The organism is Methanomassiliicoccales archaeon (genome assembly GCA_013415865.1).
In the GTDB taxonomy this organism is placed as follows: domain Archaea; phylum Thermoplasmatota; class Thermoplasmata; order Methanomassiliicoccales; family UBA472; genus MVRC01.
The window spans coordinates 269,090-283,967 of sequence record CP058896.1 but is presented as its reverse complement, the minus strand read 5'-3'; the positions used below and the strand labels follow the sequence as shown (position 1 = coordinate 283,967).

The 14,878-nt window shown below is 53.0% G+C and carries 10 protein-coding genes; 5 read left to right on the top strand and 5 right to left on the bottom strand.

Annotation, left to right across the window (positions count from 1 at the left end; all coding sequences use genetic code 11):
• Window positions 1–89: 89 nt before the first annotated feature.
• Window positions 90–4,238 carry a C1 family peptidase gene (locus HPY73_01440; protein QLH74241.1) on the bottom strand — a complete coding sequence of 1,383 codons (4,149 nt, stop codon included), beginning with the start codon at window positions 4,236–4,238 and terminating at the stop codon, window positions 90–92.
• 179 nt (window positions 4,239–4,417) lie between these two features.
• On the opposite strand from HPY73_01440, the gene HPY73_01435 reads away from it, so the two are divergent.
• Window positions 4,418–5,293 carry a hypothetical protein gene (locus tag HPY73_01435; GenBank protein QLH74240.1) on the top strand — a complete coding sequence of 292 codons (876 nt, stop codon included), beginning with the start codon at window positions 4,418–4,420 and terminating at the stop codon, window positions 5,291–5,293.
• Between the two features lie 150 nt (window positions 5,294–5,443).
• On the opposite strand, the gene HPY73_01430 is transcribed toward HPY73_01435, so the two are convergent.
• Window positions 5,444–5,785, bottom strand: a complete 342-nt coding sequence (locus HPY73_01430) for a hypothetical protein (protein ID QLH74239.1) — start codon at window positions 5,783–5,785, stop codon at window positions 5,444–5,446.
• 398 nt (window positions 5,786–6,183) lie between these two features.
• Between HPY73_01430 and HPY73_01425 the strand changes: the two genes are divergently transcribed.
• Together HPY73_01425 and HPY73_01420 are read left to right on the top strand one after the other, a co-directional pair.
• Window positions 6,184–7,002 (top strand): hypothetical protein, encoded by an 819-nt coding sequence (locus HPY73_01425; protein ID QLH74238.1) that lies wholly within the window; start codon window positions 6,184–6,186, stop codon window positions 7,000–7,002.
• Complete coding sequence (locus HPY73_01420) at window positions 6,989–7,741, top strand: hypothetical protein (protein ID QLH74237.1); 753 nt, start codon at window positions 6,989–6,991, stop codon at window positions 7,739–7,741. Before HPY73_01425 ends, HPY73_01420 begins: the two co-directional genes overlap by 14 nt.
• 16 nt (window positions 7,742–7,757) lie before the next feature.
• Here the strand turns inward: HPY73_01420 and HPY73_01415 are convergent, their stop codons facing one another.
• Window positions 7,758–8,633, bottom strand: coding sequence for a DMT family transporter (locus tag HPY73_01415; protein ID QLH74236.1), 876 nt, complete (start codon window positions 8,631–8,633; stop codon window positions 7,758–7,760).
• Between the two features lie 130 nt (window positions 8,634–8,763).
• Between HPY73_01415 and HPY73_01410 the strand changes: the two genes are divergently transcribed.
• On the top strand, window positions 8,764–9,324 hold the full coding sequence (locus HPY73_01410; GenBank protein ID QLH74235.1) for a hypothetical protein: 561 nt from the start codon (window positions 8,764–8,766) through the stop codon (window positions 9,322–9,324).
• On the opposite strand, the gene HPY73_01405 is transcribed toward HPY73_01410, so the two are convergent.
• Window positions 9,325–9,864, bottom strand: coding sequence for a hypothetical protein (locus tag HPY73_01405; protein QLH74234.1), 540 nt, complete (start codon window positions 9,862–9,864; stop codon window positions 9,325–9,327).
• Between the two features lie 230 nt (window positions 9,865–10,094).
• Between HPY73_01405 and HPY73_01400 the strand changes: the two genes are divergently transcribed.
• Window positions 10,095–12,002: a hypothetical protein gene (locus tag HPY73_01400; GenBank protein QLH74233.1), complete on the top strand. Its 1,908-nt coding sequence runs from the start codon at window positions 10,095–10,097 to the stop codon at window positions 12,000–12,002.
• Here HPY73_01400 and HPY73_01395 read toward each other — a convergent pair.
• Window positions 11,971–14,772: a glycosyltransferase gene (locus HPY73_01395; GenBank protein QLH74232.1), complete on the bottom strand. Its 2,802-nt coding sequence runs from the start codon at window positions 14,770–14,772 to the stop codon at window positions 11,971–11,973. The two genes, HPY73_01400 and HPY73_01395, sit on opposite strands and share 32 nt — an antisense overlap.
• Window positions 14,773–14,878: the final 106 nt, after the last annotated feature.

Sequence of the window (14,878 nt, the reverse complement as noted above, 5' to 3'; positions counted from 1 at the left end):
GTCTCTGATGGTATATGATGACCTCAGTTTCCGCCCGACCTTGCGCCACGGCGTTATTTGGGCCAATCATCCTATTGCCTCGGTCCGGATCATTTCCTTCTGAAGACCAATAACACGGCGATGACGGCAGCAAAGCCCGCAAGGGCCGCGATCACGATCGGCACCATTTCATCTGGGCCATCATCCTCCTCGAGAGGAGGATCAGGTAGGTCCACGATGAAGGTCAGACTCGCACTTGCAACATTGCCCGCAGCATCCTCCGCGACCACCACGAGCTCATGGCCCCCCTCCGTAAGACCATTCAGATGTACGGTCCCGTCCGGCATCAGGACCTCCTCTCCGCCATCTAATATATATCGTACCGACGACACCCCGCTCCCCGCGTCGCTGACCGAGACATCCAGGTCCAGGGACGTGGTGTTCGATACGGCCCCATCCACCGCGCCGAAGGTAATGGAAGGAGCGATGGTGTCTATATTCAGCCCCCCGATTGATGACGAGAGCGCATTCCCGACAAGGTCGACGACCATGTACTCGACCGTATGCCCGCCTTCCCCCGAGACGAAGATGGTGGCATTGCTCCCATCCGCATCCTTCCAGTCCCCGCCGTCGACCCTGTAGGTCAATCCCTTTATCCCAGAAAGGGCATCCGCGGCATTCATCTCTATCACTATGTCCCCGACGTACCATCCCTCGTTCACAGAAGTGCCATTGACCACCATTCCGACCATCGGTGACGTCATGTCGATCATGAAAGCCAAGGCCTTGATATCCTCCACGTTGCCCGCCCCGTCGGTGGCCCTGTACCTGAGCTCATGGGCCCCTTCCTCGCTCACCACGAAGGCCCCAGAGTATGTGAGCCACGGGCCCCCGTCCAATGAGGACTCTATGAAGGACACGCCGCTCCTGGCGTCCTCCGATGCCAACGCTATCATGACCGGGCCGTTGAACATCTTGTCTTCGATGAGGCCCGGGCCCTCTATCGATGCCCGCGTGATGGGCGGGGCGGAGTCTACGCTCAGCATGACGCATTTCTCGGACTCGATGTTGCCGACAAGGTCCTGTGCCCTGTAGTACAGCGTATCCTTTCCCTCGATGTCCAGAATGAAGCTGCCACGGTAGGTGGTCCAGGGACCGTCATCGATGCGGTATATTATGCGATACACCCCGCTGCCCTGGTCGGTGGAGGTGATATTGACGACCACAGGCCCGATGTACCATCCGTCCTCGCCCACCTCACCGGTCAGGGTGCTGGTCGAGACGGGGTCGAGGCTGTCTATGTTCAGGACGACCGACCGCACAACATCAGAGTTGCCGGCCCTGTCCACCGAATAATATCGGACGACATGCTGACCGTGGGACGTCAGGAAGAAGGGTAGGGAATAAGAGGTCCATGGCCCATTGTCGATCTTGTAGTATATGGCCGACACCCCGCTCACGGCATCGCCAGCGCTCAAGGTCACCCTCACGCCCGGGGGATTCCAGGCCGGGGGATCTTTGCCGTTGTGCGACAGCGTCGTGACTGGCGCCCCGAGGTCGAAGGTCGTCGATGCATCTGGAGCATAAGGAGCTGTCTCGACAAGCCCACCACTGTCATATGCCAACGAGTAGAACTGATACAACCCCTCACCGAGGCCGAGCCCCTCCAGCTCGACCTGAACTATACCGGAGGTCCAGTTGCCGGACGGGTTGGAGATCGGGGCATACAGCGAGTAGTTGCCCGATGTTCCCTTTCTGAAGAAGACCTGCACATGGTCCACCTCCTTCCCGCTGTAAGCGCTCGCGGTGTAGCTCATGTTCAGCGACGTCCTGTTCCAAAAGCTCGGCAGAGGGTCGATGGACGACACCGGGGGCGACGGAACCTCCTCCTCCCATACGGTCATCAGCAGGGCATCGATGAACACCCCCTTATGGGTCCCTGCCTCTGCGACATCATCGCTGTGGAAGCACAGCTCTAGCTGCGTGACATCGACCGGGAGCGGGAGGTCCACCACCGTCCACCCAGTGGTAACGGGCGAGGGCTGCGTCCATATGATGGACCAACCTTCATGATCCAGGGCCCTGACGTAGGCCAGGTCCGACAGCGAGGTGGTGCCGGTGTCCGCCCAATACACGAAGGACATCCTCGCCTCCTTGAAGAGCGAAAGGTCAGGCAGGGCGAGGACCGCCACCGCATCCATCTCCTTATCATAGTATCCGTTGAGATGGTTAGGCCGTCCGTTAGTCCCCATCCCGTCCTCGGAGCACCATAGCGACCTTGAGCCAGACCAGCGGAAGAGGGTGCTCCCATTCCACGAATCCTCGCCCGAGGAAGGGTTCATGTCAGCGAATGTCCAGGTGAGATCAGAATTCTCGAAATCGTCAAAGACCGCGACCCTCCCTCCATTCCAGTAAATATTGTCGAGATAGCCGCAGTCGTCGTTCGCGCTCGCCGTCGCGTCCTTGGCGTAGATGAAGGATATGTGATGGAACCCCGAAGGCACCTCGATCGACCTTGTGGCCCAATCGCTCGCTCCCGTGATGCTCTCTTTAAGCATACCATCCATGTTGACAGAAAGACGGTCGACGTTGATCTCGGACGAGACCGCCCAATCGAAGGTGAACGTCCCGGGGCCGTGCAGGAGGACGATCAGCGAGGAATAATTGCCGTTCCCGACATCGCCGCTCCTCATGACATGCTCCCGTCCCTTGACGTCCCTCATCCCGACCCATTGCGCGTTGCCAAGGAAGGAGAAGGCCCCGTCATAGGACAGCGCCTCAGGGGCGCTTACCTCGGTCCCTAGGAGCTGCACGGAGGCATGCCCGGGCGTGAGGAACGGAACGCCAGGGGACTGGCCGCTTGCCATCGACGCCTTTCCATTGACATATGGTATAGCGCACCTCTCCAGCCTGAAGGACGACACACTGCCGTCAAGCGCCCCGTCTCCGATAGAAAGGTCTATCCTGTATCTCTGGTCCTGGATGTATGGCGATAGCTCGCTGATGTCCTGCACCATAAAATCAGGCATTCTATCGCTAGAACCACAGTCGAAGAAGGGCTCCACCGTGCTCATCACCAGACCGTCTAAGACCCTTATCGCAGAGAGCTTCACCTTCGCCTCCCTCGTCGGAGCAGGGTCGAAGTGCCAGACGGCCAGGTCCGTCGGGCGGTTATCCTCGATGTCTATCAGGGTCGTCATCTGGAGCTTGTTGCCTACCTCCTTTATCGCGGCGTAGGTCATCCAGAAGTATCCGTTCTCCCCCCAGGAGGCCCCCCAAGAGTTCGCTATCTTGAAGGCGCCGACATCCCCATCGTCCGTCACGGAATCGTCATAGCCGACGATGGTGACCCCATGGTTCGTCGTCGTCGAGCTGTACTCAGCGGACGACAAGATCTTGTTTCCGTCCGAGAAAGCGGGCTGCGCGCCGTTGATGGGCGTGGCGTCGATAGCGATGCTGACCGGATGCTTCGACAGCAATGCTTCCTTGATGCTTTCGATGGTCGAGCTGTCCGAGAACGGATGGTAGACCTGGTCCGATATCTTATGCAAGGGGGCGCCCCTCCAGGCGGTCTCGCCGCCCCAGCTGATATGGTCCCCGTTCACATAGGGCATCTCCGCCCAGGTGCATATGCCAGTTCTCTGCGCCACGAGGGCATTGTCCTGCAGCGATGAGCCGTAGCCGTTGTAAACGACCTTGTTGTACGACCATGCCGGGCTCAGAAGATGCTCGTTGTTACCCTGATATGCATCGTCCCACCCGTTGTCCACCGCCTCCAGGTAACCGAAGTTATAATAGATGATCGCCCAGGCGGCGCAGGACCCCTCGCTCCCCTGGCTCCTGATCTGGGGGAAGTAAGGCTCGATGGAAAGGTCGAAGGAAGTTGGGAAGGCCTCCGTCAGCACATGGCCGCCCTCATTTGGCAGGAGCAGCCTTCCGACCATCCCATCCAGCTCATCATTGGTCGGAATGAGGAGGCCAGTGGGGAACATCCTATCCCCTGTCATAAGGTCCATCGTTAGTGAGGTGTTTGACTCACCGTCTCCGAAGAGCTGCAGCTTGATCAGCGAGATGTCGTCCTCTGTGGCAAGGCGGTAGCCTGTCGGCACTGCCTTCCCTGGATCTGCCGTCATTCCATCTGGCCCTGAAGTAATTAGGACCGGGACCTCTGTCGAATTGGAACCTATGGCCGACGTCACGGGGGTCAGTGTCATCAGCATCATCATGCAGATGAGCAGGGAAATGGTCCTTCGGTGCATGCTGAACAGCGGTCGAACGATGACTGGAACTATAATGGTTTGCGGTCATTTATCCTTTCTATGAGAGCGCCTTCGTTGGGAACGGTCCGGGGCACCAGAATTCCGGACCACGTTATCTCATCGACCAATCGGACTTTCAAAAAAAATTTATATCTGGCACTGAGGTCCGACCATGACCCATGTCAGACGATAACAGCAGATGGACCTGCGCCCAATGCGGTGCAAACGTAGAGTCGACGGGCAATTTCTGCCCCTTTTGCGGAAAGAACAGGATGGAAGTTGCACAGGCCCAGGGCCCGAATGCAACGATGCCGACCCCCGCACAGCCCAGGCCGGTCAATAAGAAGGCCCCGATCATCGCCCTTGTGGTCGTATCACTTATCGTGGCCTCGTTCTTCTATGTCGCCTATCAAGGCTACATCGTGATAGAGGGGATCACCAAACCCGTCGAGGTCGGCGAGGGGGAACGCCTCTACGAATGGACATACGAAGGCAGGGAGTACGTGATGAAGCTGAACATAACGGACCAGCAGTATGAGTTCTACGCCGATATCAGCATCACCAGGCACTTCACCTCTGACTACTGGGGCAACATAGACTACGACCACGTGGCAGACTTCATAACGCCGTGGGACCCGGTCATAGCGGAGGTGGCCACGAACATCATCGAGATGGGTGACAGGGCAGGCCTCTCGGACTATCAGACGCTCGAACTGGCCTTGGCCTTCGTCCAGTACATCCCATACAGATATGACATAGACCAGTTCCAGGCTGAGGACTATTGGACGTTCCCAGTTGAGACCCTGGTGAACTATGCCGGGGACTGCGAGGACACTGGCTTCCTCTTCGCGTCGATTGCTGAGGCGATGGGCGTCGATGCCGCCATAATAATCTATGAGGACCACATCGCAGCGGGCGTTGCGAGCGAGGACGCCTGGGGCACTTATTATACTGAGAACGGCGTAGATTACTTCTACTGTGAGACCACAGGCATTGGCTGGAAGATAGGACAGATCCCTGAGGGGAGGTACGGGGCGCACGTCGTGGACGTCTGAAAAAGGAGCGGCCTCCAAGCCAACTGAACGTCGGCATTATCAATAGATGCTCAATGCCCCTGCACCGACCCCTTATGGCAGATCCTGATCAACATCACATTCGGGCGGCGATGATCAATTTCTTTGGAAAAGGAGGCGTGCCTTGCCTGTTCACAGATTGCCGCTCTTGCCCCCGATGGAGCGCCATTGCATCAATATTATGATCAACCATAGCAACGGGAACGACTCGACCATGATGATGAGCAAAGGGTCCGTGTCATTTGCCAGCAGGTACATCAGGATCAATGCCGCGGTCATCGCCACCAATGACAGGCTCGTGATAACCTCGTTCCTCGCCTGACCGAGGTCCATCGGGGCGCCCTTCTCTATAGGACCATGAACGTTCCTGCCAGCCCCCTCTCCCTTCTTTGAGACGGGCAGGACCTTTCCGCAGGCGATGCAGAACCCAAGGCCTTCAGAGTCAAAGCTACCGCACTCAGGACACTGAACCATGCCATCACCATTATAGAAAGTTCCTCCCCCTAATCATATATTTTTCTCATCACATCTCGATAAATGCCGCTCGTATGGACCTATAATCGAATGGTTTAATTTTACTGATACCATCATTCCTTGCGAATATTACTGATAGAATCGAATGTTATTGCTGATTGAAGATATGTATCAGTGATAATTATATAAACATATCAGTAAATAGCGATATGATGTCATCTCAAGACGATCGAAATAAATTGCTAGAGATCATTCAATCGTATCTCGGTGACAACGATGCCCAGGACATTCTGTTTGATCAAATGTATCAAGACCTCAAAATAGACATCCTTGCTATAGGAAGAACCTCTGGATCAAGATCTTATATTCAGATAACAAGGAGAGCTGCCCTGGGCGACGTGGCCTATATCAATCTGTTCAAAGATCTTATCTCGAAGAACAACAGCGTACAGAATTCAAAGTTCATATTGATCACAGGATCAATATCAAAAAAGGTACATGAGTTGTCAGACCAGCTTGGCATAGAGGTCATAGAGCTCCCTAAGAACATGAATTTACCCCGTTCAGATAAGGTCAGGACAAAAAGGTTCATGAGCCTGACGACAGAGAAATCCTGGAAGATCATCTCAGGTCTATTAAAGGCGAGGTCCAGCTCAATAAGGGCCCTTGCCATAGGGCAGAACGTTTCATATGGGTGGGCCCACACCACGGTGACAGGGTTGATAGAACAGGGCATCGCGGTAAAAAAAGGAACATCGATTTCGTTGGTCGATGTCGATAAGCTTCTGAACGGGGTCGCATGGGAAAGACCTCTATCATCTCTCATCGTCAAAGAGGTCAAGGTCCGAGGAGATGGGCTATTGGATATCGCGAGAGAGATCACTTTATATTCAGATAGGAGGTCTATCCCGCTTGCATTCACAGGTCACATAGCCGGTTCATTGTACACGGCACATTCGGTCCGTTTTGATGTGTTGCAGATGTATGTCAATGCTCTTGACAAGGAGCTCTTGGCCGACATTGAGGAACTGAGGGATGGAGATCATGAGATCAAGCTCCAAATTCTAAGGCCGGACAGAGATGTGTATACTGATGCCAACATCATTCAAGGAGTGAAGGTCGTATCGCCATCACAGACTCTACTAGACCTTGCTGGCCTTGGTTACAACGGCAGGGACATGACCAAAGTAATGGTGGAGATCTATGGTAAACTATAGGGACCTTTTCCCTATCATCGGGGCGTCCTTTGAGGAATTGAAGGCAGTCGCGACCTTCCTATCCGATAAAGAGGACATTGCCTCCCCCACGACGGTCCTGATAGGGGGTTGGGCCGTTCATCATTACAATGCATGGTATGGCTCTATTGATATCGACCTGATAACCAGCCACAAGACCGAACATAGTTTGAAGAAATATCTAATTGAACATCGAGGGTTCATAAGATATAAAACTGCAGATGATTCCAAAGAGGTCAAAAAAATTTTACCAAATGGCACGAGCATCATGATCGATTTTGGAAGAAGGGATAGGCCAGACCCGTTCGAGGGGATGGACAGTTCGCTCGACTATCGGTTCTTGGACGGCAACACCCTCCCGTGGGAAATGGAGACAGGGGTGATAATCTCAGTTCCCTTTAGAACCGAACTGCTCATGATGAAGATGAAAGCAGCATGGGACCGGGAATATCGCGTCGTGAACAACACGTCTCATGACCGAGACTGGGAATTGGACAAATTGAAGAAGGACAGGGGCGATATCCTCGCTCTGATCGACCCACAATATGGGGGGAGGGAAATTCGACTGGACCATTTGGGCGATTATATTTCGAGATATCCATTCCTCCTCAGTGTGATCGAATCGATCAAGAACGACCGATCGGCCATCGAAAGATACGGAAGGATGGACTATGATATTGTTAATAGGACGCTCAACGAACTGACATATCTTGTCAGATGAGCCGTCGAGGTCCCACCTACTTATCTCCGTTGGCCACGAAGAATATCGCTACGAAGGTCAGCAGCGCCCCGGCAACCACGAACGCGTCCAAGACCTCATTCAGTATCAGGACGCTCAGCAGCACGCCGAACGTCGACTCGAGCATTAGGACGGTCGCGGTGGTCACTGCCCCTATCTTAGGGAGAGCGTATGTCCATAGCAGCGTCGGGACGGTCGTGGTCACCAGGCCAAGGAACACAGCTATCGGCAGCATCTCATCGCTCACCCCATGCGGGTCCTGCACCAGCATGGACAGCGCGAAGAGGGTGAACGGAAGGAACATGTGGAGCGAGAGCGTCCATTGGTCGTATGTGAGCTTCTTCATCGCTCCTTTCGAAAGGACCACCACGAGCGCGATGCACACCGCGCTCATCAGCATCAATGCGTCCCCCAACAGCTCTCCGCCCTCGAGCCTTTTGAGGTCCCATCTGGTGGTTATCGTCACGAGGCCGAGGAAGCCCAGGGTAAGGCCGGACGCCTTTCTAAGGGACAGCCTTTCGCCGAAGAACAGATGGGACAAAAGCGCGACGAACAAAACGTTCGATCCAATTATAAGCCCACCAGCAGAGGCGGTCGTCAGCGTGAGGCCAAGGTAAGAGAACCCCACTACACCGGTGTTGACGACCGGGGCGACCCAGAACTCCCGATGACGGAACATCTTGATCGTAAGGGTCCTGCGATAGGCCATGAAGACCAGGCATGCGAGCGTGCCGATCGCCATCGCCAAAGCGCCAAGGAGATAAGGGTCGTATTCGGAGACCCCCATCTTGATGAACACGTAGGAGGAGCCGAGCATGAGGCTCGACAACACCGTCATCCCGACGGCCCCCTCCTTCGTTTCTGACCAGACCATGAGGCGGTGGTGAGCATCTTGTCCGATTAAACGTTTGCTGTGGGCGGGCCGCATCGGCCGGTCCATCGGAGTACGGATGTACATCGATGGATGCCATGTCTTTTATTCCCCTATCTGCAATGTCTTGAATATGGACCACCTGAGGCGGTGCCCCGAATGCGGAAGCGAGCTTCTTCCGGACGATGGGCCATGCAGCCTCTGTCATGCTGAGCGCTCTGACGGAGCGAAAGGCGCCCCTGACGTTAGGACGAGAGACCTCTCTGTCCTGAAGGTCTTAGGTGTATTTGCCCTGCTGGTGCTCGCCACCTTACTGGCCTCGGTGACGCTCCAAGGGATCTATCATGCACCTCCCGAGTCCAAGATCGTATTGTCAGAAGGAAGCTGGGACAACTATACCGGCATGTTGCCGCCAACAGGGAAGGTGTATGTCATCGTCCAGGTGACGGTCACGAGCGAGCTCGACGAGCCTGTCACGCTCTTCATCGACATGTTCCGGCTCAGGATGCAGAGCGGGGTGGACTATGGCCCCTTCCCTGGCATAAAGGGCAACTTCACCGGGGAGATCTCTCCCGGGCAGAGGGTCTCGATGCTCATAGGCTTCTCCATCGACGACGGCGAAGTGCCCGATGCCCTGACTTTCAAGGGCCTCGGACAAAGCACGGACATCAAGCTGGTGAAGGCAGAGCTTTGATCATGCCCAATCGACCGTCGAGTCCATCAGCACATATCCGAATGAGCCGGAGCTCGTCGAGAACCAGTAACTGTAGAGGACACCGTTCTCCGTACCGAAATACAGGTCGAACGTCCTCTGGCCTGACACGTGATGGTAGTGGTCCATCACCCTCGGGCCGAACGGGGTGTCGTCCTCGAACCGTCCGACAAGACCATCTTCGAACATGTCCTTGCCAAAGACATCATACCAGAAGAGAACGAAGAAGTCCTCCCGCAGCTTGAAGGTCATCCCCTCGTCCTGGTAGTTGTCATAGCTCGACCACATCGAGATGGTATAGTTGCCCTCCTCTTCCTCAGTGACGTTCAACCACATATGGCCGGTGATATCCCCGCTCACGATGTAATGGAACGAGTCGCCGACCTTCAGCACCCTCTCATCATCGGTCTCGACATCCTCATCTTCCATGATCAATAGCCCTACTGTCAACAGGTTCAGCGCGACCAGCACCGCAATGACCGCCAACAGGACCTTCTCTCTGACCGAAGCCCTTTCTGCCACAACGGACACCCCTGAGCCTTAAGAACATCCTTCTAGGTTCATAATACCCACTGAATGGGAGTATCTAAATTGCCAAGAAAATGTGGCGAGGAACAGAGATCTGTTTGCGGTCTAGAGACTTTGCTCTCTCTGTATCGGTATCATGCCCCCCATTAATTTTCCTCAAGGTTCTCCCTTGGCCGACAAATATTATCTTATCAATATCCATAAAGCCCAAGGCCGGTGTCCCTGTGGAAGAGAGGAAAGATGAGAGAAGGTCTAAAGTCCTGGCCATCGCACTGGTCATCATGTTGACCTCGGTTGCGGCGTATTCCCTTGTCTCCGTGAAAGTCCATCGAACATCAGGCATACCGCTCACAGGATACGAGATCCTTGACCCGGTGCTCGAGGAGGATTTCACCGATGGGAGCGCACCTACGGCATTCCTTCCAACAACATCGTCATCGTTCAGCAGAGGGGGAATGACGTTCGACGTTCTTGGTAAGGGCAGCGGTTTATCCGTCAGAAAGCCGGTGAGCATGGACAAGGCATCGGTCTCACTGGACATAACGGGGGTCATGAGGCACAAAGATGCGGCGGTCAAGGTATCGTTCCACATCTCCTCTGGCGAGAACAGCTATCTCGTCAACGTTGTGCAGTTCAGGCATCATGTGGATATAGGATGTGACTTTGTCGTCCAAGGCTTCTCTGGCACGGTTTACGACGATATGTTCTATGACGAAAGAGGTGTCCTTAATGTCCTTTTAGAGATAAGGGATGGGGAGATAGGGATAGGCATCAACGGCATCCCCGGTAAGATGGAGGTACCGAGCTCAGGTGTCACTGTATTCTCATTGGAAAAGGTCGAGATGGTCGGAGAGAATGAGATGACGAAGGGACATATGACGATAAGCTCCTTCCAAGTTGGCAACGGCTCTCCCCATCGGTACATCGACGTGCTGCATAAGACAATAGTGCCAGATGGCAAGGACTTCTGCTTCACCTTACACATCCATGCCGATAGGGCCTATCCTAAGATGTTCGAACTAATGGCCGAAGAGGCGATCGAACATGGTGTACATGGAACCTATGATGCATGGTACTTCAGCCATCTTAATCAATTTGGGACGGATGACGCGGTCTTCAGGGAGGCGCTGCGAGAGCTCAACGAAGCGGGATGGGATGTGGGGATACACGCAGGAGGGGCCATGGACCTGACGAGGGAGAAGGTCATTGCCGCGATAGAGAACATATCGGCCGAGTACGGTCCGATAAGTACCTGGTCGGACCATGGATTCCGTCAACAGGACATCTGCGAGAATGGGACAACGCTCGGTTCTATCTATTACGTCAAGGACCTGATCAAAGACATAGGGGCGGTATGCTCACATGAATGGCACTCGGCATCTTCCTTTTATGACCTTAACCTGGAGGGTATGAGCTATTCGAGGGCTGAGTATGGAGACCTGCCTCTGTTCAGGGTATCGTTCGGGCAGGCTTTGATGTTCTATCAGAACCCCGGGCGTCAGGAGGATGTCGGTAGTTGGTTGAGGTCATGGGCCAGCGAGAGGTCTGTATTTGTGAACCATGATTATTTCCCTTACTTCTTCTATGTGACCAATGCGACAGGGAGGTTCAGCGTCCTGCCTGAGGACGATGGTATAGCTCAATTCCCGTGGTCGGACCTTAACCCAAGGAAGGTGTTCTCAGATAGCGCCTGGCACATGCTGCCCTCCTTCCATGAGCTCCTGAACTGGACCGGTGATCATAACATCTGGTACGCAACGGTCAGGGACGTTTATGACAGGTCTTGCCTTTTACAGCAGGTGGAAGTGTATGAGAGCCCGACACGTGTGACGGTCAAGAACCCGACCTCCCTGCCCATTAAAGGATTCACATTATACACCAAATCACCGCCGTGGTATCATCTTGTCTCCGATGGCAACAAGATAGAGGCGGAGAAGGGAACCGGGGGCTCATGGCATTTTGTGATAGATATTGGGCCGAATGAGACCTTGACACTTGAAAAAGAGAGGAACGATATGTGTGGACCGCAATTATCTCAAGATCTTGGAAATGAGACTATGTTTGCTCTTCCAGTATTAAATATTCAAGATAGGCACAAAATTATCCTTTTATTGAAATTTGGTCCATTTTAATCCTGTTGGACGCGTTTTTGGACAGTTCATGAAACAGCTCTTCGTTCTCGATCAATTTTTTAATAGCAGCGACGAACGCCTCGGCTTTAGGTTCAACGACCCAACCACAGGTTCTGTCAACTATCTCATTTATGCATCCAACATCGTTCAATATGGGCACAAGGCCGCAGGCCATCGCCTCCCTTATCGTTGAGCCGTTCATATCCTTTATAAGTGGCATCATTATGATCCCGTTCTTCCTGAACACCTCCCCTTTTTCCCTGACATCATCCCCTTCTTTCCTCTGAACGATCTTTTTTCCATCAATGAGGGGACCAAGATGCACCATCTCCTGAGACCAATCTCCAAGGAGCGTAACCACAATGTTTTCCATACCTGGTTCTGTCCTAATCTTTTCTATGATATCGATCAACAATGTCGTGTTTACCTTGGCCCCATGATACGGCTTCACACAGATCACTTTTAAAGGGTCGTTTCCTAAGGTACCACGGAAATACAGTTCATGATCGATAGGAACGGAAAAAAGCCCATGTCGCTTACCATCCCAGAAACGACCAAACAATTTCTCGGTCTGGCCAACCAGATACCTTGAGGCGAACTTGACATTGAACCTATCGTCCATCAAGAGCCTCCTCCATATCTCGATCGAAGACATCTCAGACCGTCCCTCGGCGACGGCTAGATCCATGGCCCCGGCCTCTGGAAGCTCAGGACCATAAACGAAAATGGTCGTAGGCCGACCTCCCATCCCATCCGATATGCATTTCCACAGAGCGGGATCAAAGAGATGAAGGTCGATCTCTTCATGTTGTCGGGACATCAGTACATCACTGAGCGAGAACTCGCTTAAATGACAGACGTCCACCCCCCAAACATCATAGAACCTATCCTGACCGCTCCTGTTCAATTTGACGATGTCAGGACATCGCCCTAAACGTTTTTCGCACATTGGGCGGTTCAATAGATATCCATGCCTCGCTTGATTTCTCTGCTCAGGGAAGAATCCATAAATAGCTAATTTTTTTGATTTTGCCACAAAACCAAAAGGCCTTCCGTTCAATGAATCAACCATCTCCTCGATCTTTGCAAGTTCTGCACCTCGGTCGAATGGAGGGCGGTCCATGAATCTTTCAGGGGCAAGTCCATCCCAATCTCTGCAATAGTTGAACCTATCGATCGAGATGTTCTTTTTAAATTTGAGAACAAGACCGCCCTCCTCAAGTCCTTTGATTATTTCTTCTACCTTCATTTCCCTGGCCTTTACTATCGAACATCTCCAATCGAGATCTTCCACCTCGCGATATTCCAGATGCGGTCTATTGATCGCCCCGTTTCGTAAAAAACACGAAGATTTTCCAACCCCGTCTGCATTGCTCCACCACGCATTAAGAGCGAGATCTTTCAGGTATTCGTCCCCATAAAGATCTCTAGGATCGAAAAAGGCTAAATAAACGCCCCCATGAGCATTTGAGACAATCTCATCAACGCTCACATCCATGTTCCGTGTGACGTCCCTGGCATTACCTGGGCCTTTCTCACCCACCAATACCAACCTCTTTCTATCATACGTTTGACGTTTGAACGCGTCGAGAACCCGCTCGAGCTCTTCCAAGGTCTTTGGCCTGGAGATGACCACTATCTCGGGCATGGCAACGTCCAGCTCAACATTGAAGGTCTTCTTTACCACGGTAGTCAATCTATGGCAATAGGTGTGATGGCTGAGGACCTCCCTTAGACCGGCCAGGCGGAACATGTCCCTCATCTCCATGTCCTTTGTAAGAATATCCAATCTAGCCTTGAGATACTCCATATCATCGGTGCTGACCGTCAGATCACCTAAAATGTTATGAACACCTTTTGAATAGTTACCAACGGTCACAGTGTTGGAGGACAGCAGCTCGAACACCCTTCGTGCGAACATCGTTTGGCTGTTCTTTATCGAGTTCATGTTGATGCCGAACATGTAACCCTTGTATGCCCTTCCAATATTCTCTGGAGGCAAGGAGCCGACGATGAACCTCCGATATCTTTCAGGGAAGGACATTCTGACATCCTCAGTGTTCATATAACGGTCGAAGATCTCCAATTCGCCGTATCTGGACACGATGTTCACGAACTTGGCAAAGGTCTTGTTCCTTTCGATCTGTTGGGAATAGTATGAGCCAGCGAAGCAGAATCCCATTTTTCTTTCATATGTCTCAATGGGATTGTGCAATCTTGGCTGAGTTGCGAACGGGAGCAGATAGACCCTTGAATGACCTAACCTCATTCGGTACTCAGGGATCATGTCCAGATCTGTCGTGAAAACGATATCAAAGAACTTTGCCGCCCTTATGAACGTCTCGAAATGCTTCGGGTCCTCCTTATTCCAGAACACTGTCGGGATCTTCCGTTCCTTGCACCACGCGACGAGCTCTATAAGCTCAGGGCTGACCACCGAGACTTTCCATTTCCAGGAGTCCTCTTTTCCCATCCAGGCCGATTCCACGAACAGCATGTGAGGGTGGAACGCTTCGATCTCCTCCCTCCACCTCTCTGCAGATAAGGACAGAAGTTGACATTCTGGGGCGAAGGAAAGATAGGAAAAATCATCCAGGACCGATGCCACCCTTAGTTCAGAAAGCTTAGAGATTTCTCTCGGTAGGATGAAATTTTCGTCCCGTCTCTCCAAAGCCTTTGGCTTTACTTTACGCACCGACCACATGCTGGACCGTATGAACCAAGGCTTGCTCTCGAACTGTCCTAGTTTGAACAGGACGCTGCCGCTCAAGCTCGCAGCCCAAAGTAGGAAGTGACCAAGAGATGAGTTGGCTATTGCTGCCGCATCAAATTTAGAATAGATCCTATAATAAAACGATCGGAGCCTCATGGTCTTC